Source organism: Streptomyces sp. NPDC049879 (genome assembly GCF_044461265.1).
Classification (GTDB): domain Bacteria; phylum Actinomycetota; class Actinomycetes; order Streptomycetales; family Streptomycetaceae; genus Streptomyces.
In genome coordinates this window covers 124,559-145,001 of sequence record NZ_JBITKT010000002.1, presented here as the reverse complement: position 1 = coordinate 145,001, position 20,443 = coordinate 124,559, and the positions used below count along the sequence as shown (strand labels likewise).

Below are 20,443 nucleotides of genomic sequence, written 5' to 3'. Positions count from 1 at the left end.
CGATGATCACGCAGCGAAAAGAACCCTGCGGCCGTGGTTGGACGGCCCGGGGCGTGGCCAACTTCGCCGGAATCCGTGCCGCATCAGGGGCGCGGGCAAGGAGTCCGCGGCTGAGCGGCCGGTCGCGACTGTGGCACAGGTGGACGCATTGGCCGACGCGATGGTGCCGCGTTGGCGCCTGATGGTCTACCTCGCTGCATACGGTCCGCTGCGGCCCGAGGAACAGGCGGCGATGCGTCGGCCGGATGTCGACCTGGACGTGGTGGGTGTATGGATGCGGCGGGCCGCTCCGGAACTGACCACCGGGCGGCGGGTCGTCGGCGACACCAAGTCGGACGCGGGGAAGCGTCTCGTCGTGCTGTCGGCCTTCATGGAGCAAGTGCTTAGAAGGCACCTGGCCTGGTACGCGGAGAAGGCACCGGACGGATTGCTGTTCCTGGGCGAGAAAGGCAAGCCATTCCGGCGGTCAACCTTTGGGCGAAAATGGCGCAGGGCCCGGGCCAGGGTCGGCATGCCTGAGGACTTCCGGTTCTACGGCCTGCGGCACACCGGGCATACCCTCTCGACCCAGAGCGGCGCCACGCTGAAGGACACCAGGTCCGGGCGGGCCAGTCCTCAGAGAAGGCGGCCATGATCTACCAGCACTCGAACCGTGAGCGTCAGCAGGAAGTCGCCCGAGGCATCGACGCCCGGGTGCGGGTCCAGCGGAAGGCTGTCCCGGATAAGGGGCACGTCGACGGATTGGGTACGTAACGGTCGCCCCTGTAGGCCCGTCCGCGATAACGCAACGGCCCAGGTCGGGGATCAGGAACCTGACCTGGGCCTGTCTTCTGGAGTCGGCGGCGGGAATGGAAGCTTGAGGACGCGTCGTCCCCTTCTTTTCGAGACGGCTCTGCTCGAGTGCATACCATCTCGTGGTGACGTAGGGGCAGTGGCGATACTGGGTGAATCATGCTCTGAGGAGTTCGTATCAACAGGCACGGGCGAAGAACGGCTTGCCGTGCTAGTGATCCTGCGCGGCGGCGTCTTCCAGCATCTCGGCCACTTCTCCTACGTAGAGCAGTGCCTGTTCGACTTCCTCATCACTCAGCTCGAACTCCCTGATCCGGTCCTCAGTCCAGTAGGCAAACATGGACTCGTCTAGTAGGCGGTGGGCGAACGAATTTCTCCTGCTTCGGAGCCATTCAACCCTTTCGTGTAGTCGATTAGAGTCGATCCGATTCTTCCACCTTACCTCAAGAGTGCGCAGTTTTTGGTTGAAGCCCTTGTGGTGTAGCTTTTTGATTTCCGAGGAAGTGAGCAGTTGATGCACCAGGGCTTCCAAGTCGGCCACTGCGGCAGCGATAATCGCGCCGGAGGTGATGCCGCGGGTATCGCTATCTAGCATGTAGATCGACTCTGTGAGAGCAAGGTTCACTTCCCCTTCTAGTCCCGAAGGTTCGTTGTGTGGTTCCTCTTTTTCCTGTTCTAGTCGCAAGATCTCGTCGTCGATACTGCGGGATACGCTGCTTCTCAACCAGGCGAGAGCTGCGAGGCGTGATTGGAAAAGGACGAACTCGATTTGCCCGTGGCGGCAGGGGAAGTACCTCTCTGCGAAATGGTGAGGAAAGATGTCATCGAGATCTTCTATGTCTTCCATGTGGCCTAGGTCGTCCCCGCTATAGATATCTTGGGCGTGCTTCAATCGTCCGCCGGCAGGCAGCTAGTATCCCGCCGTTCTGAGTCCGCCGTGAGCGATTTACGGAAGTGGGGCATCTGCGCATGTACTGGTCAAGACGGTTGCGTTACTGAGATCCCTGCGTGTGAGTGCGCCGCTGGGCTCGCTGTTTGGGGACCTGGGAGCGGGGGGTGCCTGTGAGGACGGCCCAAGAGACGGTGGGCTTCGGCGCTTCTGGCGCGGATCTGGTATGCGGTGGCTGGCCGACCCGGTCAACGAACAAGGCCCAGGTCGCTGACCTGGGCCTTAAGCATGAGAGCGGGCGACGAGAATCGAACTCGCGCTCTGAGCTTGGGAAGCTCATGTTCTACCATTAAACTACGCCCGCGTTGGGTGCTGCTGTGCAGCGTCCGGGATCACTTTACCCCATCGAGGCGTGGTCGGGACAGCGCGGAGTGGCGGCGTGGGAGTGGCCTGTGGGTCCCCTAGGGTGGCGGTCGTCGTCGAGATGGGGAGAGGGAAGCGTTGCAGATCGCTGTCACCGTTGTGCGCTGTGCCGAGGGGCACGAGTTCAGTACCACTCGGTTTCCCATGCAGCAGTTGGGGAGTGAACGGATCGGGCCGGGGCGGTTGTTGAGGTGTCCCCGGTGTGCGCGGTTGCGGAGTGCCGTGCCGGTCAGATCGATGTCCGGTGGAAGTTCAGGTACGAACGTGACGGCGTAGGGCCGCGCTGGCCCTGGTAGCGGGAGCCGACCCCGGCCGAGCCGTAAGGGCGTTCGGCCGGGGAGGTCAGCCGGAAGAGGCAGAGCTGGCCGATCTTCATCCCGGGCCAGAGTTTGATGGGGAGCGTCGCCACGTTCGACAGCTCCAGCGTGACGTGGCCCGAGAAGCCCGGGTCGATGAAGCCGGCCGTCGAGTGCGTGAGCAGGCCGAGGCGGCCCAGGGAGCTCTTGCCTTCGAGCCGGGACGCGAGGTCCTCCGGGAGGGTGATGACCTCGTACGTGGAGGCCAGCACGAACTCGCCCGGGTGCAGGATGAACGGCTCGTCGGCCGGGGGCTCGATGGTGCGTGTCAGCTCCGGCTGCTCCACCGAGGGGTCGATGTGGGGGTACCGGTGGTTCTCGAACACCCGGAAGTAGCGGTCGAGGCGGACGTCGATGCTGCTCGGCTGGATCATCGACTCGTCGAAGGGGTCGATGCCCATGCGGCCGAGGTCGATTTCGGTCCGGATGTCCTTGTCTGACAGAAGCACGGACCCGAGGCTACCCGAGGTACCGCGGCCGGTCAGATGGTGCCCAGCTTGATGAGCATCAGCAGGGCGAGCAGCTGCACCACGGAGGCGCCGAGCGCCCGGGGGCGGCTGATCTCGTGGGACGCGCTGACCATCAGCGTGAAGAGCGCCCCGGCGCCGAGCCATGTGGCCCAGCCGACGATCTGCACGAGGGGCGCGCCGCCGCCGAGGAAGAGGGCCAGGGCGAGGCGCGGTATGTCGGTGATGCACATGATCAGCATCGCCAGGCCCGCCGTGGGCGCCCAGATGCCGTTGCCGCCGAACTGGCGCGCCAGGTTGTGCGTGACCGTGCTGAGGACGAGGGCGCCGAGGACCATCGCCACGCCCGTCCCGATGAGGTAGGGCGCGACGGTGGAGGCGGTGCTGTCGAGGACGGTGTCCCTGGCGTCCTCCAGGCCGAGGACGGCGAGCATGCCGTACAGGAACGTGACGATCAGTGCCGGGGCCCACATCTGGTAGTCCCGCATCCGCATGAACGTGTCCTGCGGGCGCGTGACGATGCCGGTCAGCAGCTGCCGCCACGGGAGCGGCGGCAGCGCGGGCGGCTGCGGCGCGGGCTCGGGGTCCGGGCCGGGCGGCGGATAGGCGTACCCCTGGTCCGGCGTGTTCGGGTACGGCTGCTGTCCGTACGGCGAGTACTGGTCGTCGGGCTGTCCTGTGTATCCGGCCACGCCTATGAACGTACCGCCTCCGGAGCGGTGTGGTCGCCGGGGAGTGCCTCCGTCCGGACGGATTCCAGCAGGAGTTGTGCCACATCGACCACGCGCAGGGATTCCTTGGCGGCCTCGGCGTTCTTCTTGCCGTTCACGGAGTCGCTGAGCATGACGAGGCAGAAGGGGCAGGCGGTGGAGATGATGTCCGGGTCGAGGGAGAGGGCCTCGTCCACGCGCTCGTCGTTGATCCGCTTGCCGATGCGCTCCTCCATCCACATGCGCGCGCCGCCGGCGCCGCAGCAGAAGCCGCGCTCCTTGTGCCGGTGCATCTCCTCGTTCCGCAGGCCGGGGACCTTGCCGATGATCTCGCGGGGCGGGGTGTAGACCTTGTTGTGGCGGCCGAGGTAGCAGGGGTCGTGGTAGGTGATCAGGCCCTCGACGGGGGTGACGGGCACGAGCTTGCCCTCGTCCACCAGGTGCTGGAGCAGCTGGGTGTGGTGGACGACCTCGTACGCGCCGCCGAGCTGGGGGTACTCGTTGGCGATCGTGTTGAAGCAGTGGGGGCAGGTGGTGACGATGCGGGTGGCGCCCGCCGCGTCGAGTGCGGCGACGTTCTGCTCGCCGAGCTGCTGGAACAGGAACTCGTTGCCCAGGCGGCGGGCGGAGTCGCCGGTGCACGCCTCGTCGCCGCCCATGATCGCGAACTTCACGCCCGCGATGTGCAGCAGCTCGGCGAACGCCTTGGTGGTCTTCTTGGCGCGGTCCTCCAGGGCGCCCGCGCAGCCGACCCAGTAGAGGTACTCGACGTCGGCGAGGGACTCGACGTCCTGGCCGACGACCGGCACCTCGAAGCCGACCTCCTTGGTCCACTCCAGGCGCTTCTTCTTGGCGAGGCCCCAGGGGTTCCCCTTGCGCTCCAGGTTCTTCAGCATGGTGCCGGCCTCGCTGGGGAAGGCCGACTCGATCATGACCTGGTAGCGCCGCATGTCCACGATGTGGTCGACGTGCTCGATGTCCACGGGGCACTGCTCGACGCAGGCGCCGCAGGTCGTGCAGGACCACAGGACGTCGGGGTCGATGACGCCCTGCTCCTCGGCGGTGCCGACCAGCGGCCGGTCCGGGGCGGGGAGGGTGCCGGTGGCGGGGGTGTCGGGGGTGGCGGCGCTCGCGCCGGCCAGCAGGTAGGGGGCCGTGGCGTGCGCCTGGTCGCGCAGCGACATGACGAGCAGCTTGGGGGAGAGGGGCTTCCCGGTGTTCCACGCGGGGCACTGCGACTGGCAGCGTCCGCACTCGGTGCAGGTGGAGAAGTCGAGCAGGCCCTTCCAGGAGAAGTGCTCGATCTTCGAGGCACCGAACCGGGTCTCCTCGCCGCCCTCCTCCTCGAAGACCGTCTCGAAGTCGATCGGCTTGCCGCCCGACGTCATCGGCAGCAGGGCGCCGAGGGCCGGGGCGCCGGACGCGTTCCGCTTGAACCAGATGTTCGGGAAGGCGAGGAAGCGGTGCCAGGCGACGCTCATGTCGACGCGGAGGCCGACCGTGATGGCCCAGACCATGGTCGTCGCGAGCTTGATCATCGCGACCAGGTAGACCAGCGTCTGGAGCGTGCCGGTGGAGAGGCCGTCGAACGCGGCGACCAGCGGGTAGCTGACGAAGTAGGCCGCCTCGTACCCGTCGACGTGGTGCAGGGCGCCTTCCAGGCCGCGCAGCAGCAGGATGCAGACGCCGATGGTGAGGATGACGTACTCCACGAAGTACGCCTGCCAGGCCGTGGACCCGGTGAAGCGCGACTTGCGCCCCGGCCGGGAGGGGAGGCTGAGGAGCCGGATCACGATCAGCGTGAGGATGCCGAGCGTCGTGCCCGCGGCGATGAACTCGACGTACACCTCGTAGGGCAGGAAGCCGCCCAGCACCGGCAGCGTCCAGTCCGCCGCGAACAGCTGGCCGAACGCCTGGACGATGGTGAGGCCGAGGGTCAGGAAGCCGATGGCGACGAACCAGTGCGCCACGCCGACGACGCCCCACTTGTTCATCCGGGTGTGCCCGAGGAACTCCCTGGCCAGCGTCAGCGTGCGCCGCCCCGGCTGGTCCGTCCTGGTGCCCGCGGGAACGGGGGCGCCCTGGCGGATCACACCCACCAGCCGCACGACGGCCCGGCTGATCAGGGCGACGGCGACCGCGGTGAGCACCAGCGAGACGATGATCGCGGCGAGTTGCATGAGACGGCTCCTCGGGACGGAAGCATGACCCGGCGGGTTGGCGGGGGAGTAGGAGTGGGCGACGAGTTGTACTAGGTAGTAACTTATCCCATCGGTCGTCCCCTACGCTGCCCACTTTGGTCTAGGTCCTTTCGGGCGAAGGTATCGGCAGATCATTCCCAAAGTCACAGGCCTCAAGGCCCGGACGCGCACGATGGGCACATGGCGTTCCATATGACGCGCGGGCAGAAGGTCCTCTGGTGGTCGCTGCTCGCCTTCGGCGTACTGCTCGCGGCCGGCGCGGGCGTCGCGCTGTGGGCCTACCAGCGGCTCGACAGCAACATCCGCACCGACCACGCCGCCGCCGAGGCGCTGGACGAGGACGCGGCCGAGCGCCCCAGGCCCACGTCCGGCGAGGCCAGGAACATCATGGTCATCGGCGACGACTGGGGCTCAGGCACCGGGAACGCCCGCTCGGACACCGTGCTGCTCCTCCACCTGTCGGGCGACGGCCGCCGCGCCGAGCTGGTCGGGGTGCCGCGCGACATCGTCGTGGACATCCCGGGCTGCCGCGGCGAGGACGGCGGCACGACGCGGGCGCAGCGCGCGCAGTTCAACTGGGCGTACCAGTTCGGCGGCGCGGCCTGCACGATCCGCACGTTCGAGCGGATGACGGACATCCGGGTCGACCACCACCTCGTGATCGGCTTCGACGGCTTCGCCCGCCTCGTGGACGCGCTCGGCGGCGTCGAGGTGGAGCTGGCGGAGGCCGAACGCGACCCGAACGTGGGCCACGACCTGCCCGCGGGCCGCCACCTCCTCGACGGCGAGCAGGCCCTCGCGTACGTCCGCGCCCGCGTCTACGTCGGCGACGGCAGCGACCTCAACCGGATGGCGCGGCAGCAGGAGTTCCTCGGCCTCGTCTACGACCGGCTGACCGAGCAGGGCACGCTGGCCAACCCGACGCGGCTCTACCCCGTCCTGTCGGCCGTCACCTCGGCGATCACCGCGGACCCGGGGCTCGACTCGCTGAACGAGCTGCGCGGCCTGGTGACGGACGTGCGCGCCGTGCCGGACGGCGGCCTCACGTTCCACACCGTCCCGACGGTCCCGCACCCCACCCGGGCGAACCGGCTCGCCCTCGATCAGCCCGCCGCCGACGACCTCTTCGCCGCGCTGCGCGAGGACGCGCCCCTGGGCTGAGCACGGGCGCGCGGCAGGCGGCGCGCGCCCGCCGTACGCGCCCGACCCACGCGCCCGACCTGCGCGTACGCCGCTCCCGCCGAGATGCGGGTCCCCGGGGCCCGTGCTGGCATGGGGACATGATCGTGACGATTGTCGGTGCGGGCTCCATGGCCCGTGGCATAGCCGCCCGCGCCCTCGCGGGCGGCCACACCGTCCGGCTCGTGGACCACTCGCACGAGAAGGCCGCCGCCCTGGCGGGCGAACTGCGCCAGGACGCCCCGGGCGGGGACGTGCGGCCCGCCGACTCCGACGCGGTGGAGGGCGCCGACCTCGTGGTCCTGGCCCTGCCGTACCCGGCCGGGCGCGACGTGGTCGCCGAGTACGGCGGCGCGCTGGCCGGATCGGTCGCCGTGGACATCTGCAACCCGGTGGACTTCGCCACCTTCGACTCCCTGGCCGTGCCGCCGGGGACCTCGGCCGCCGAGGAGATCGCCGCGGTGGCGGCGCCAGGCGTGCCGGTCGTGAAGGCGTTCAACACCACTTTCGCGAGCACGCTGCGGACGGGCCGGGTCGCCGGCCAGCCGCTCGACGTGCTGATCGCGGGCGACGACGAGGACGCCAAGCGGTCCGTCGCGGAGCTGGCCGCCTCGGGCGGCCTGCGACCGCTGGACGTCGGTCCGCTGCGGCGTGCACGCGAGCTGGAGGCCTTCCAGTTCCTGCACATGGCGGCGCAGGAGCGCCTCGGCCTGAACTGGTCGAGCGCCGTCAAGATCCTGCCCTGACGGCCGGGTCGGGAGGGCTTCGCTATGTGGTCGTGGTCGCGCCGGGCGCTCGTCTGGGCAGCCGTCATACCGCTCGCCCTGCTGGTGACGTGGGACGCCCCGCGTCTGGCGGGCGACGCGGAACCGTCGCGCCCGCGCGCCGCCGAGCGGATACTGCCGCCCGTGCAGCAGCAGGCGCCCGCGCCCGCGGTCGTCACGCGGGACAGCTGGGGGGCGGACGAGGACCTGCGCACGGAGGCGGTGACGTACACGGGCGCCGCCCGCGCGGTCTTCATCCACCACACGAACCATCCGGACGACTACGACTGCGCGGACGCGCCCGAGATGCTGAAGTCCATGCAGGCCGACCACGTCACCCGGATGGGGTGGGACGACGTCGGCTACAACTTCGTGGTGGACAAGTGCGGCACCATCTACGAGGGCCGCGGCGGGGGTTACCAGCGCTATGTGATGGGCGCGCACACCACCGGCTTCAACGGGGACAGCGTGGGCATCGCGGCGCTCGGCGACTTCCTCGCCGGGGAGTCCGTGCCGGACGCGCTGATCACAGGGATCGCCCAGGTGGCCGCGTGGAAGCTGCGCCCCGGTGCCGACCCGCGCGGGCACGTGCGCATGGTGTCGACGAACGACGCGAGCCGCGTGCCGGAGGGCGAGGAGGCCGACCTGGCGGTGATCTCGGGGCACCGCGACATCGTGGAGACCCACTGCCCGGGCGACGCGCTGAACGCGGAGCTGCCCCGTATCCGGGAAGAGACGGCCCGGCTGCGGGTCGCGTCCGCCAGGAAACAGTGAACGTCCACGGCCTCTCCCGCCCGGGGCGCGGCGGCGGCCCCGGCGCCGAGAACCCCACCGGGCTGCTGCGCCTGCCGCTGCCCCGGTGGCTGCGCTTCCTGCCGCTGGTCCTGCTGATCGCCGGCGGAGTCACGCAGGCGATGGTGCCGGGCTGGGTGCAGCTGGGGTTCTTCTTCGCCGCGCTCCCGCCCCTGAGCGGCCTGGTGTACTCGCCGCGCCAGACGGCCCTGCTGGGGGCCGGCGTGCTGGTGCTGCTGACCCTGCCGATCACCCGGCCTCCGCACATCAGTGACGGTGACGACGCCGCGGTGGCGGGGATCGTGCTGTTCAGCGTCCTCGTGTCGTGGGTCAGGTCGCGCTACACGCGGGACCTGATCCTGGTGCGCGACGTCGCGGAGGCGGCCCAGCGCGCGGTGCTGCCGCCGCTGCCCGAGCAGGTGGGTCCCGTCACGTGCCGCGGCCTGTACCGGGCGGCCCAGATCGGGACGCTGGTGGGCGGGGACTTCTTCGACGTGCGGGAGGGGCCGTACGGGGTGCGCGCGGTCGTGGGGGACGTGCGCGGCCACGGGCTCGCGGCGGTGGGCACGGTGGCGGCACTCCTGGGGGCCTTCCGCGAGGCGGTGCTCGACGAGAGCGAGCTGCGCGGCGTGGCGGCACGGCTGGACCGGCGGCTGCGCGTGGACGCGGCGAGCGGGATGTGGCGCAGGGAGAACGCGTCGGAGGAGGAGGCGCGGGACGGGGAGGACGAGGTGCGGGAGGAGGCCAGGGCGGAGGCGGCGGGGGCGGAGCTGTTCGCGACGGCGTTGCTGATCGAGTACGCGCCGGAGGGCGGCGAGGTGCGGGTCGTGCAGTGCGGGCATCCGCCGCCGCTGCTCCTGCGGGACGGGGGCGTACGGGAGGTGAGCGCCGAGTCGTCGCCGCCGCTGGGACTCGGCTCCGAGGTTGCCGGGCCCCCGGCGGTGGCATCCGTATCCTTGCGTGCGGGCGACGTGCTGCTCGGCTACACCGACGGCGTCACCGAGGCGCGGGACGGCACGGGGACCTTCTACCCGCTGGCGGAGCGGCTGCCCGTGCTGATGGGCGGGACGACGCCGGTGCCCGCCGGGGTGATCGACCTGGTGTGGCGCGATCTGACGGACTTCGCCGACACCCTGGAGGACGACGTCGCCATGCTGGCGCTCTGCTTCCGCCCCCCGGAGGACGCGGAGGACGGCCCAGGGGACGGCCCGCGCCCGACCTGAGCATCCCGGTGCGACAAGAGTTGAGCCGACAGGGCTCAGGTCATTTGACTGATGGTTCCGGCTGAGGCAGTCTTGAGTCAGATCCGCTCAAGCTAACAGCTGGAGGAAACCGAAATGGCACGTGCGGTCGGCATCGACCTGGGCACGACGAACTCCGTCGTCAGTGTGCTTGAAGGCGGTGAGCCCACCGTCATCACCAACGCCGAGGGCGCCAGGACCACGCCGTCCGTCGTCGCCTTCGCGAAGAACGGCGAGGTGCTCGTCGGCGAGGTCGCCAAGCGCCAGGCGGTCACGAACGTGGACCGGACCATCCGCTCGGTGAAGCGCCACATGGGCACCGACTGGAAGATCGGGCTCGACGGCAAGGACTTCAACCCGCAGCAGATCAGCGCCTTCATCCTCCAGAAGCTGAAGCGCGACGCCGAGGCGTACCTGGGCGAGAAGGTCACCGACGCGGTGATCACCGTCCCCGCGTACTTCAACGACCACGAGCGCCAGGCCACCAAGGAGGCCGGTGAGATCGCCGGTCTGAACGTCCTGCGCATCGTCAACGAGCCGACGGCCGCCGCCCTCGCCTACGGGCTGGAGAAGGACGACCAGACGATCCTCGTCTTCGACCTCGGCGGCGGCACGTTCGACGTCTCGCTGCTGGAGATCGGCGACGGCGTCGTCGAGGTGAAGGCCACCAACGGCGACAACCACCTCGGCGGCGACGACTGGGACCAGCGCATCGTGGACCACCTGGTCCGCCAGTTCGCGAACGCCCACGGCGTGGACCTGTCCAAGGACAAGATGGCGCTCCAGCGCCTGCGCGAGTCCGCCGAGAAGGCGAAGATCGAGCTGTCCTCGTCCACCGAGACGGGCATCAACCTGCCCTACATCACGGCGTCGGCCGAGGGCCCGCTGCACATGGACGAGAAGCTCACCCGGGCGCAGTTCCAGCAGCTGACGGCCGACCTGCTGGAGCGCTGCAAGGTCCCGTTCCACAACGTCATCAAGGACGCGGGCATCCAGCTGTCCGAGATCGACCACGTGGTCCTGGTCGGCGGCTCGACCCGCATGCCCGCCGTGGCGGAGCTGGTGCGCGAGCTGACCGGCGGCAAGGACGCCAACAAGGGCGTGAACCCGGACGAGGTCGTCGCCATCGGCGCCAGCCTGCAGGCCGGTGTCCTGAAGGGCGAGGTCAAGGACGTCCTGCTGCTCGACGTCACCCCGCTGTCCCTCGGCATCGAGACCAAGGGCGGCATCATGACGAAGCTGATCGAGCGCAACACCACGATCCCGACCAAGCGTTCGGAGATCTTCACCACGGCCGAGGACAACCAGCCGTCGGTCCAGATCCAGGTCTACCAGGGCGAGCGCGAGATCGCGGCCTACAACAAGAAGCTCGGCATGTTCGAGCTGACCGGCCTGCCCCCGGCGCCGCGCGGCGTGCCGCAGATCGAGGTCACCTTCGACATCGACGCGAACGGCATCATGCACGTGTCGGCGAAGGACCTCGGCACCGGCAAGGAGCAGCGGATGACCGTCACCGGCGGCTCGGCGCTGCCGAAGGACGACATCGAGCGCATGATGCGCGACGCCGAGCAGTACGCGGACGAGGACGCCCGCCGCCGCGAGGCCGCCGAGACGCGCAACCAGGCCGAGCAGCTCGTCTACACGACCGAGAACTTCATCAAGGAGAACGCGGAGAAGGTCCCGGCCGACGTCAAGGACGAGGTCGAGGCGGCCGTGGCCGACCTGAAGGAGAAGCTCAAGGGCGAGGACACCGCGGCCATCCGCGAGGCGTCCGAGAAGGTCGCGGCGACCAGCCAGAAGCTCGGCCAGGCTCTCTACGCCGACGCGCAGGCGGCCCAGGCCGCGGGCGGCACCGGCACCGAGAGCGCGCCGGGCGGCGCGGCCGGCGGCCAGGCCGACGACGACGTCGTGGACGCGGAGATCGTGGACGACGACAAGCCGAAGGGTGGTGCCGGAGCGTGACGCAGGACCCCCAGGGTTTCGACAAGGAGCCCGATGAGGTCCAGGACGCCGAGGCGGGCGCCGAGGGGCGTCCCGCCGAGGCGGACGGGGGCGACGCGGCCCCGGCCGGGGCGGCGGACGCCGCCCAGGAGCCCGGTGCCCGGGACCCCGACGACCTGAAGGACCTCAAGGACCTGGGCGACCTCGGCGGACTCGGCGCGCTCGGCGACAAGGACGCCAAGGACCTGCCGGGCCTCGGTCTCCAGGAGGCGGCGCTCACCGCCCAGCTCGACCAGACGCGGACGGCGCTCGCCGAGCGGACGCAGGACCTGCAGCGGCTCCAGGCGGAGTTCCAGAACTACCGCCGCCGTGTGGAGCGCGACCGGGTCGCCGTGAAGGAGGTGGCGATCGCCAACCTCCTGAACGAGCTGCTGCCGGTGCTCGACGACATCGGCCGCGCCCGTGACCACGGCGAGCTGGTCGGCGGCTTCAAGCAGGTCGCCGAGTCGCTGGAGGTGGTGGCCGCGAAGATGGGCCTCGCGCAGTTCGGCAAGGAGGGCGAGCCCTTCGACCCGATGATCCACGAGGCGCTGATGCACAGCTACTCGCCGGACGTCAGCGAGACGACCTGCGTGCAGATCCTCCAGCCTGGGTATCGCATCGGCGAACGGACCATCAGGCCCGCCCGCGTGGGCGTGGCCGAGCCGCAGCCGGGCAAGCCCGCGGACGCGCAGGACGACGGCACGCAGGAGAAGGACGGTGGCGGTGCCCCCGACGAGGGCTGACGCCACCGGTCCCGGACGGGCAGGGAAGGAGGGACGCCGGGGATGAGCACCAAGGACTTCATCGAGAAGGACTACTACAAGGTCCTCGGCGTCCCCCGGGACGCCACCGAGGCCGAGATCAAGAAGGCCTACCGCAAGCTCGCCCGGGAGAACCACCCGGACGCCAACCGGGGGGACACCGCCTCCGAGGAGCGGTTCAAGGACGTCTCCGAGGCGTACGACGTGCTCGGCGACGCCAAGCGCCGCAAGGAGTACGACGAGGCCCGCGCCCTGTTCGGCGCGGGCGGCTTCCGTCCCGGCGCCCCCGGCGGGGGCCCCGGCGGGCAGTTCAACTTCGACCTGAGCGACCTGTTCGGGGGCGCCCAGGGCGCCCCCGGCGGGGGCACCACGGGCGGGGCCGGCGGCTTCGGCGGGGGCATCGGGGACGTCTTCGGCGGCCTCTTCAACCGGGGCACCGGCACCCGTACGGCGCCCCGGCGCGGCCAGGACATCGAGTCCGAGGTGACGCTCAGCTTCACCGAGGCCGTGTCCGGCGCGACGGTGCCGCTGCGGATGTCGTCCAGCGCCGCCTGCAAGGCGTGCCAGGGCACCGGCGACCGCAACGGGACGCCGCGCGTGTGCCCCACGTGCGTCGGCACCGGCCAGGTCAGCCGGGGCGGCGGGGGCGGCTTCTCGCTCACCGACCCGTGCGTGGACTGCAAGGGCCGCGGCCTGATCGCGCAGGACCCCTGCACCGTCTGCCGCGGCAGCGGCCGGGCGACCAGCCAGCGGACCATGCAGGTCCGCATCCCGGCGGGCGTGGACGACGGGCAGCGCATCCGGCTGCGCGGCAAGGGCGCCCCCGGCGAGCACGGCGGCCCCGGCGGCGACCTCTATGTGACCGTCCACGTCGACGAGCACCCCGTCTTCGGACGGCGTGGCGACAATCTGACGATCACCGTGCCGGTGACCTTCCCGGAGGCCGCGCTCGGTGGTGAGATCAAGGTGCCGACGCTCGGCGGGCCGCCCGTCACGCTGAAGCTGCCGCCCGGCACGCCGCCGGGCCGCACGATGCGTGCGCGCGGCAAGGGCGCGGTGCGCAAGGACGGCACCCGGGGCGACCTGCTGGTCACCGTCGAGGTCGCCGTACCGCGCGAGCTGGGCGACGACGCGCGCAAGGCACTGGACGAGTACCGCACCGCGATGGCGGGGGAGGACCCTCGGGCAGGGCTGTTCGAGGCCGCGAAGGGAGAGTGACGAGATGGACGGCCGGCACGGACAGAGCGGCAATCCCTACGAACTGACCGAAGACACCCCGGTGTACGTCATCTCCGTCGCCGCACAGCTCTCCGGGCTCCACCCGCAGACGCTGCGGCAGTACGACCGGCTCGGCCTGGTCTCGCCCGACCGCGCCGCCGGGCGCGGCAGGCGCTACTCGGCCCGGGACATCCAGCTGCTCCGCCAGGTGCAGCGGCTGTCCCAGGACGAGGGCATCAACCTGGCCGGGATCAAGCGCATCATCGAGCTGGAGACGCAGGTGGCCGCCCTCCAGGCGAAGGTGGCCGAACTCCAGCAGGCCGTGGAGGGCGCGGCTCTCGCCATGCGGCAGGCGGAGGCGCAGGTGCACGCCTCGTACCGGCGCGACCTGGTGCCGTACCAGGACGTGCGGCAGTCCGCCGCCATCGTCGTCTGGCGTCCCGACCGGGGCCGCTGAGACGTCCGCCCGTCCCGCGCGCCGCCGCGCCGTATCGTTACGGCACGGCGGCGCGTCCGCGTCCGCGGGGCAGGGAGGGCGAGGGGTATGGGAACGACACCGGGCGTGCCGCGCGCGCGAGTGGAGAGCCAGGGCGCGGCTGTGCACGAGGCGGTCACCTACGCGGAACGGCGCGGGTACCGGCCGCTGCTGCTCGATCTGCACGTACCGGCGGGGGCCGGGCCCGTACCGGTGGTCGTCTGGATACACGGCGGTGCCTTCTGGGAGGGCGACCGCCGCTACATGCCGCCGACCGTCGCGCCGGGCGCCGTCTTCGACGCGCTGACCGCCGCCGGTCTTGCGGTCGCGACCGTGGACTACCGCCTGTCGGGCGAGGCGTCGTTCCCCGCGCAGCTGGACGACGTGCGGGCCGCTGTGACGTTCCTGACCGAGAACGCGGACCGCTACGGCCTCGACCCGCGCAGGATCGGCGTCTGGGGCGAGTCGGCGGGCGGCACGCTGGCCGGGCTCACCGCCCTGACCCACCCCGGCATCGGCGCGGCCGCCCTCTGGTACGCGGTGAACGACCTGGCCACCCCCGCCCTCGCCGACCCCGCGAGACCGGAGGCCGTGCTCTTCGGCGACCTCCCGCCGGACGAACTGCGGGCGCGGACCACCGAGTGGAGCCTGGAGAACAAGGTGACCCCCGCCGCCCCGCCGTTCCTCCTCGTGCACGGCACCGCCGACGTGCCGGTCCCCGTGTCGCACAGCGAGCGGCTGCACGCGCGGCTTGAGGCCGCCGGGGTGCGGTCGGAGTACCTGCCGGTGCAAGACGCGGGGCACATCTTCGAGGGCTACGACCGGATACCCGAGCTGATCGGGACGACGGCCGCCTACCTGGCACGGGAGTTGGCGGCGCCCGCGGTACGGGCCTGACGCGCCCGCCGTGGCCGGTGGCGGCCCGATCGGGGTCCGTCTTCGGGACGGCTTCCCTGCTCGTGCCCCTGAGGCGCGCTCGCCGCGTTGCCGGATCGCCCGGGTGAGCCCGGTGGGGGCGCGATCCGGCGCCTCGCGACGGTACGTACCCGGGCGGGCCCGCCGGTCACCTGGCTGGAAGCCGGTCCCGGGGGAGGGCGGAGTGCCGGTGCTCCGGTGGCCGTCTCCGAAGCGGCCGTCCCGCTCGCGCCTTCCCCGGGTACGCACGCCCGCCGCGTCGCCGGATCGCCCGCGCGCCCGGCAGGGGTGTGATCCGCTGCCTCGGAGTCGCATGCGCCGGGGGCGGCGCGTCTGTCCGGGGGACGGATCGGCCGCCGTCCCGGGACCAGAACGGTCGCCGCGCCCGTGGACCGGAGCGCGGCCACCGACCACGGCCCATGTGCCGCGCCGTGTGCACCGACGACCCCGGGGCCGTGCTCCGGAGGACGGACGCATGCGTGCCGCTGACCAGCGGTCGGCGGGCATCTCTCTCGTCGCGGGCTCATTCCGGCGGGTGCACGGCAACGGGCCGCGCGCGACGAGCCCGTGGCGAGATCCGGCATCGCGACGGTGGTCGCGGACTAGTCGTGCCGTCGGCCGTCCCGGAGGCCCGCGCGTCCATGTACTCGCCTGCCCGGTTGCTCGGGGCGTGGGGCGCGAGGTCGTCTGGCCGTCGGGTCTTGTCGGCCGGGGCCAGTGGGTCGTGTGGGATGAGCCGGTGGCGAAGTGCAGGCACGGCGACGGTGGTTGCGGGCCGGTCGTGTCGTCGGTGCCGACCGTCGGCGTCTGCGCGATGCCGAGCCATGTGGGCGTGCCGGAGGCCCGCGCGTCCGTGTACTCGCCCGCCGCGCCGCTCGCCCGGCTACTCGGGTGCGGGCCGGAGGTCGCCTGTCCGCCGGGCCATGTTGGTGCGGGCCAGTGGGTTGTGTGGGATGAGTCGGTGGCGAAGTGCAGGCACGGCGAGGGTGGTTGTGGACCGGTCGTGTCGTCGGTGCCGACCGTGGATGTGCGCGCGGCGCCGAGCTGTGTGGGCGTGCCGGAGGCCCGCGCGTCCATATACCCGCCCGCCCGGTTGCTCGGAGCCGTGGGCGCGGGGTCGTCTGGCCGTCGGGTCTTGTCGTGCGGGGCCAGTGGGTCGTGTGCGACGAGTCGGTGGTGAAGTCCGGCGTCGCCGGGGTGATCGCGGAAGCCGGGGCGTGGGGCGTCAGGGGAGAGGGGTCCAGTGGGCCAGGACGTCGTCCCAGTCCTCGATGTCCTCCGGGTCGCCGCGCCAGTGGCCGAGCGTGCGCACGGAGGTGGCCGTGTCGCGTACCCAGACCGTCGCGTCCGGTGTCCAGCCCGCCAGCACGGTGAAGCCGTCCCCGACCGGCAGCGCCAGGCCGAACGCGGCGAGGCAGGCGCCCACGGTGACGTGCACGCCGTCGTAGTGCGCCGCGAGCGCCTCCCAGTCGGGCAGGTACCAGGGCCCGTCGCGGTCGGTCCACGCGCGCCATTCGCCGTCGTGCGTGCCCGTCACGTCGCGCGGGAAGCGGGCGACGAGTTCCCGCCAGTCGTCCGGCCCGCGGATCTCGGCGACGCGCGCCGCCGGGTCGATCTCCAGCCGCTCCACCCGCACGTCGGCCCCCGGCGGCGGGAAGCCGCCGTCCTCGAAGCGGACGAACTCGACGCTCGGCAGGCCGGGACGCCCGCCGGTCGTCGCCGTGCCACGGGCGAAGCCGGGCGCCGACCACCAGCAGGCGCCGACGTTCCGCCGTCCCGGCGGCGGGCGGCGGGACAACCCGGCGGCGTGCCGCGCGCGTTCCTCCGCCATGGCGCGGCGCACGGCCGCCTCGACGCCGCCCTGCGGCGCGGACCCGGGCCCGGGGCCCTCCACGACGAGCCGCCGCTGGTCGGCGCGCGCCAGCGGCGACCACCACCCGGCGGCGGCGGGCGAGGCGGCCAGCGCGGCGGCGAGCGGGCGCAACTCCTCGGCGGCGCGCCCGCTCAGCTCCCACAGCTCCGGGTCGCCGCCGCGGAAGCCGAACAGGAACGCGACGTCGGCCAGCGCCAACAGGGCGCGCCGCTCGTCCAGTTCGCGCAGCCGCTGCCAAGCGCCGCGCGTGACGCGCTCGCGCAGCACACCCCGCACCTCCTCGTCCGGCACGTCGCGCGGCCGCCGCCCCTCCGGCGGCACGACCCGCCGGAACGTGCCGTCCAGCACGTCGTACGCCAGCCGCCCGGACCCCGGTACGTCGCCCAGCCCCAGCGCCCGGAACAGCGTCTCGGCGGCGGAGCCGTCCCCGGCCCAGTCCTCGTCCGGCACGTCGAGGAACGTGAGGAGCAGCTGCCGTCCCAACGGCCCGCCGAGGAGCAGCCGTTCGCGGGCGGCGGGATCGGACGGACCGGGCGGATCAGGCGGCGCGGGCGGAGCGGCGTTCTTGTGGGACGCGTTCATGGTGGCTCATCGTACGAACGGAAGTGCGGTACCGCGATAGGCTCGACACGCCATCGAAGGCCGCGTTCCCGGGGGGAGACCGGCGTGACCGAACCCCGCACGACCATCCGGGACGTCGCCCGCCGCGCGGGGGTCTCGCGGGCCGCCGTGTCCCTGGCGTTCAACGGCAAACCGGGCGTCTCCGAGGCGACCCGCGCCCGCATCCTCGACGTCGCCCGCGCCATGGGCTGGGAGCCCAACCTGTCGGCCAGGGCGCTCAATCGCCGCGACACCGGCACCATCGGCCTCGCCATCTGCCGCCCGGCGCGCCAACTGGGCCTGGAGCCCTTCTACATGGAGTTCATCTCCGGCATCGAGAGCGTCCTGGGCGAGCGGTCGGGCGCGCTGCTGCTGCGGCTCGTGCGCGATGTGGAGGAGGAGGCGGAGCTCCAGCGGCACTGGTGGCGTTCCGGACAGGTGGCGGGCTCGGTGCTGGTGGACCTGCGGCGCGACGATCCGCGCGTCCCGGCGCTCGGCGCGCTCGGGCTGCCCGCCGTGGCGGTCGCGCACCCGTCGCTGACCGGCCCGTTCACCGCGCTGTGGACGGACGACGGGGCCGCCGTCACCGAGGCGGTGCGCTACCTCGCCGCGCTCGGGCACCGGGCGATCGCCCGCGTCGGCGGCAGCGCCGAGCTGGGCCACAGCGCCATCCGGCACGACGCGTTCGCCCGCGCGACGGCGGAACTCGGGCTCGACGGCGGGCGGCAGACCGACACCGACTTCTCCGGCGCGGACGGCGCCCGCGCCACCCGTTCGCTCCTGGCGGGTCCCGCGCGGCCGACCGCGATCATGTACGACAACGACCTGATGGCCGTCGCGGGCCTCTCGGTCGCGGGGGAGATGGGCCTGCGCGTGCCCGAGGACGTGTCGCTGCTCGCCTGGGACGACTCGCAGCTGTGCCGCCTGACGCGGCCGACGCTGTCGGCGATGAGCCATGACGTGCACGCGTTCGGCGCCGAGGTCGCGCGGACGCTCTTCGAGGTGCTGGCGACGGGGCGCGCGGCGTCCCGGCAGGCGCCGACGCCCGTCCTGACGCCGCGCGCGTCCACCGCACCGCCCGGCTGAGGCGGGTACCGCACCGGCGGACGGCCGCCGCGGCGCGCCCGGCCCGTTCAGTCAAGGTTCAGTAAAGTGCTGACCGAAGTCCCGTGATTGCAGGGCGAATTCAGCTTGACCGGTCTATGGACGCGGCCCCGCGCCGTCACTACGTTGTCCGCACACCGGCGGCTCCCGGCCCTCGCGCCGGGGGCCCGCCGGCCGCACACCGCTCTCCCTCGTACCGCGATGAAGCCGAAGAGAAGGGGCTCCCGTGCGTGGAATCCGTGGCGGGCTGTTGGCCTGCCTCACCGCCCTGCTGGCCGTGGCGTTCACGGTCGTGCCACCGCCGTCCGACGCCGAGGCGTTCCCCGCCCGCACGCGGCAGGACGTGCTCACCTACCTCCGCTCGATCACCGGGACGTCCGTCGTCTCGGGGCAGCACAACAAGGAACCGGCGTCGCAGCCGGGCCAGTACACGCAGCAGGTCCGCGACATCACCGGCCAGTACCCGGGCCTGTGGGGCGGCGACCTGATGTTCAACCCGCAGGACGTCGCCAACAGGCAGCGGATCGTGGACCAGGCGAAGACGGAGTGGGCCAACGGCTCGCTCGTCTCGCTCACCTGGCACGTCTGCCCGCCGACCACCGGCAGCGGCTGCGCGTTCGAGGGCGGGGTCAAGTCCCGCATCAGCGCCGACCAGTTCCGCCAGGTCGTCACCGACGGCACGGCGCTCAACGGCGCGTGGAAGCGGCGGCTCGACGAGGCCGTGCCCTACCTGCGGCAGCTGCGCGACGCCGGGGTGCCCGTCCTCTTCAGGCCGCTGCACGAGATGAACGAGTCGTGGAACTGGTGGGGCGCCTACCCCGGCCAGGACGGCGGCGCGCGCCTCTTCCGCATCACCCGCGACTACCTGACCGCCCAGGGCCTCGACAACCTCATCTGGGTCTGGAACGTCCAGGACAACCCGGCGGGCAACTGGGCCTCCTACTACCCGGGCGACGCGTACGTGGACGTCGTCTCGCTCGACGTCTGGTACAAGGCGCACCCCAGCCAGTCCGACTACCAGCAGATCCAGAGCATCGCGAACGGCAAGCCCATCGCCCTCGGCGAGATGGGCAAGATGCCGACCGCCGCGCTGCTCGACAGCCAGCCGCGCTGGGCGTGGTTCATGATCTGGTCCGAGCAGTTGCGCGGCAACAACTCCAACGCCGAGATACAGGCGGCGTACTTCCACCCGCGCGTCCTCAACCAGGGCGAGGTCGGCCCGATCAACTCCGGTGGCGGCGGCACGGATCCGGGCACGGGCACGGGTACGGGCGCCATCCGCGGCCTGGGGGGCAAGTGCGTGGACGCGCGGGCCTCCGGGACGGCCAACGGCACGCCCGTACAGCTCTACACGTGCGCCACCGGCGTCGCGCAGACGTGGACGGTCGGCGCCGACGGCACGCTGCGCAACCCCAACGCGGGCCGCTGCCTCGACGCGGTCGGCGCGGGCACGGCGAACGGCACGCTCGTCCAGCTCTGGGACTGCAACGGGTCGGGCGCGCAGCAGTGGCAGTACACGGCGTCGTCCGGCGCGCTGCGCAACCCGCAGTCGGGCCGCTGCCTCGACGTGACGGGCAACAGCTCGGCGGACAGTACGCGGCTCCAGCTGTGGGACTGCACCGGCGCGGCCAACCAGCGCTGGACGCTGCCGGTCTGACGCCCGGGGGACGCGCCCGCCCGCCCGGCCGCCGGGCGGGCGC

At 71.8% G+C, this 20,443-nt stretch carries 17 protein-coding genes, 1 tRNA gene and 1 pseudogene; 13 read left to right on the top strand and 6 right to left on the bottom strand.

Translation table 11 applies throughout. From position 1 onward, the window contains the following. Positions 1-61 precede the first annotated feature (61 nt). Positions 62-753: pseudogene (xerC, locus tag ACIBPC_RS07565) on the top strand (tyrosine recombinase XerC); the annotation flags it as partial. Between the two features lie 250 nt (positions 754-1,003). Here the strand turns inward: xerC and ACIBPC_RS07560 are convergent. Then, positions 1,004-1,639: a hypothetical protein gene (locus ACIBPC_RS07560; protein WP_398841949.1), complete on the bottom strand. Its 636-nt coding sequence runs from the start codon at positions 1,637-1,639 to the stop codon at positions 1,004-1,006. A 335-nt stretch (positions 1,640-1,974) separates the two neighbouring features. Continuing rightward, positions 1,975-2,045 (bottom strand) — tRNA-Gly (locus ACIBPC_RS07555). Positions 2,046-2,188: 143 nt separating this feature from the next. Here ACIBPC_RS07555 and ACIBPC_RS07550 point away from each other — a divergent pair. Continuing rightward, positions 2,189-2,380 (top strand): hypothetical protein, encoded by a 192-nt coding sequence (locus ACIBPC_RS07550; protein ID WP_362957659.1) that lies wholly within the window; start codon positions 2,189-2,191, stop codon positions 2,378-2,380. Here the strand turns inward: ACIBPC_RS07550 and dcd are convergent. The 3 genes from dcd to ACIBPC_RS07535 are packed head-to-tail and all read right to left on the bottom strand — an operon-like array spanning position 2,334 to position 5,817. Next, positions 2,334-2,909, bottom strand: coding sequence for a dCTP deaminase (gene dcd, locus ACIBPC_RS07545; protein ID WP_398841947.1), 576 nt, complete (start codon positions 2,907-2,909; stop codon positions 2,334-2,336). The two genes, ACIBPC_RS07550 and dcd, sit on opposite strands and share 47 nt — an antisense overlap. Positions 2,910-2,941: 32 nt before the next feature. Further along, complete coding sequence (locus tag ACIBPC_RS07540) at positions 2,942-3,619, bottom strand: Yip1 family protein (protein WP_398841946.1); 678 nt, start codon at positions 3,617-3,619, stop codon at positions 2,942-2,944. Positions 3,620-3,621: 2 nt separating this feature from the next. Beyond that, on the bottom strand, positions 3,622-5,817 hold the full coding sequence (locus ACIBPC_RS07535) for a (Fe-S)-binding protein (RefSeq protein WP_398841944.1): 2,196 nt from the start codon (positions 5,815-5,817) through the stop codon (positions 3,622-3,624). 201 nt (positions 5,818-6,018) lie between these two features. Between ACIBPC_RS07535 and ACIBPC_RS07530 the strand changes: the two genes are divergently transcribed. The 9 genes from ACIBPC_RS07530 to ACIBPC_RS07490 all read left to right on the top strand — a co-directional run bounded on the left by ACIBPC_RS07530 (position 6,019) and on the right by ACIBPC_RS07490 (position 15,148). Then, positions 6,019-6,999, top strand: coding sequence for an LCP family protein (locus tag ACIBPC_RS07530; RefSeq protein WP_398841942.1), 981 nt, complete (start codon positions 6,019-6,021; stop codon positions 6,997-6,999). A 119-nt stretch (positions 7,000-7,118) separates the two neighbouring features. After that, the gene (locus ACIBPC_RS07525; RefSeq protein ID WP_398841940.1) at positions 7,119-7,763 is read left to right on the top strand and encodes an NADPH-dependent F420 reductase; all 645 of its coding nucleotides are present in this window, start codon (positions 7,119-7,121) and stop codon (positions 7,761-7,763) included. 24 nt (positions 7,764-7,787) lie between these two features. After that, positions 7,788-8,555 (top strand): peptidoglycan recognition protein, encoded by a 768-nt coding sequence (locus ACIBPC_RS07520; RefSeq protein ID WP_398841939.1) that lies wholly within the window; start codon positions 7,788-7,790, stop codon positions 8,553-8,555. Next, positions 8,552-9,796, top strand: a complete 1,245-nt coding sequence (locus ACIBPC_RS07515) for a PP2C family protein-serine/threonine phosphatase (protein ID WP_398841937.1) — start codon at positions 8,552-8,554, stop codon at positions 9,794-9,796. The genes ACIBPC_RS07520 and ACIBPC_RS07515 overlap by 4 nt, the downstream gene beginning before the upstream one ends. 114 nt (positions 9,797-9,910) lie before the next feature. Beyond that, complete coding sequence (gene dnaK / locus ACIBPC_RS07510; RefSeq protein WP_362957314.1) at positions 9,911-11,776, top strand: molecular chaperone DnaK; 1,866 nt, start codon at positions 9,911-9,913, stop codon at positions 11,774-11,776. Beyond that, the gene (gene grpE, locus ACIBPC_RS07505; RefSeq protein ID WP_362957317.1) at positions 11,773-12,540 is read left to right on the top strand and encodes a nucleotide exchange factor GrpE; all 768 of its coding nucleotides are present in this window, start codon (positions 11,773-11,775) and stop codon (positions 12,538-12,540) included. Before dnaK ends, grpE begins: the two co-directional genes overlap by 4 nt. 42 nt (positions 12,541-12,582) lie before the next feature. After that, positions 12,583-13,776 (top strand): molecular chaperone DnaJ, encoded by a 1,194-nt coding sequence (gene dnaJ, locus ACIBPC_RS07500; RefSeq protein WP_362957320.1) that lies wholly within the window; start codon positions 12,583-12,585, stop codon positions 13,774-13,776. Between the two features lie 4 nt (positions 13,777-13,780). Next, positions 13,781-14,233 carry a heat shock protein transcriptional repressor HspR gene (locus ACIBPC_RS07495; protein WP_362957323.1) on the top strand — a complete coding sequence of 151 codons (453 nt, stop codon included), beginning with the start codon at positions 13,781-13,783 and terminating at the stop codon, positions 14,231-14,233. Between the two features lie 87 nt (positions 14,234-14,320). Further along, positions 14,321-15,148, top strand: a complete 828-nt coding sequence (locus tag ACIBPC_RS07490) for an alpha/beta hydrolase fold domain-containing protein (RefSeq protein WP_398841934.1) — start codon at positions 14,321-14,323, stop codon at positions 15,146-15,148. 1,243 nt (positions 15,149-16,391) lie between these two features. Here the strand turns inward: ACIBPC_RS07490 and ACIBPC_RS07485 are convergent. Continuing rightward, positions 16,392-17,621: a hypothetical protein gene (locus tag ACIBPC_RS07485; RefSeq protein ID WP_398841932.1), complete on the bottom strand. Its 1,230-nt coding sequence runs from the start codon at positions 17,619-17,621 to the stop codon at positions 16,392-16,394. Between the two features lie 84 nt (positions 17,622-17,705). Between ACIBPC_RS07485 and ACIBPC_RS07480 the strand changes: the two genes are divergently transcribed. Together ACIBPC_RS07480 and ACIBPC_RS07475 are read left to right on the top strand one after the other, a co-directional pair. Beyond that, positions 17,706-18,725 (top strand): LacI family DNA-binding transcriptional regulator, encoded by a 1,020-nt coding sequence (locus tag ACIBPC_RS07480; RefSeq protein WP_398841931.1) that lies wholly within the window; start codon positions 17,706-17,708, stop codon positions 18,723-18,725. 244 nt (positions 18,726-18,969) lie between these two features. Beyond that, complete coding sequence (locus ACIBPC_RS07475) at positions 18,970-20,400, top strand: glycosyl hydrolase (protein WP_362957335.1); 1,431 nt, start codon at positions 18,970-18,972, stop codon at positions 20,398-20,400. Positions 20,401-20,443: the final 43 nt, after the last annotated feature.

Bases quoted from the DNA above. Each gene is read 5' to 3' on its own strand.
- ACIBPC_RS07560 (WP_398841949.1), bottom strand. From the start codon at position 1,639: ATGGAAGACATAGAAGATCTCGATGACATCTTTCCTCACCATTTCGCA.
- ACIBPC_RS07535 (WP_398841944.1), bottom strand. From the start codon at position 5,817: ATGCAACTCGCCGCGATCATCGTCTCGCTGGTGCTCACCGCGGTCGCC.
- ACIBPC_RS07530 (WP_398841942.1), top strand. From the start codon at position 6,019: ATGGCGTTCCATATGACGCGCGGGCAGAAGGTCCTCTGGTGGTCGCTG.
- ACIBPC_RS07525 (WP_398841940.1), top strand. From the start codon at position 7,119: ATGATCGTGACGATTGTCGGTGCGGGCTCCATGGCCCGTGGCATAGCC.
- ACIBPC_RS07520 (WP_398841939.1), top strand. From the start codon at position 7,788: ATGTGGTCGTGGTCGCGCCGGGCGCTCGTCTGGGCAGCCGTCATACCG.
- dnaK (WP_362957314.1), top strand. From the start codon at position 9,911: ATGGCACGTGCGGTCGGCATCGACCTGGGCACGACGAACTCCGTCGTC.
- dnaJ (WP_362957320.1), top strand. From the start codon at position 12,583: ATGAGCACCAAGGACTTCATCGAGAAGGACTACTACAAGGTCCTCGGC.
- ACIBPC_RS07495 (WP_362957323.1), top strand. From the start codon at position 13,781: ATGGACGGCCGGCACGGACAGAGCGGCAATCCCTACGAACTGACCGAA.
- ACIBPC_RS07490 (WP_398841934.1), top strand. From the start codon at position 14,321: ATGGGAACGACACCGGGCGTGCCGCGCGCGCGAGTGGAGAGCCAGGGC.
- ACIBPC_RS07485 (WP_398841932.1), bottom strand. From the start codon at position 17,621: ATGAACGCGTCCCACAAGAACGCCGCTCCGCCCGCGCCGCCTGATCCG.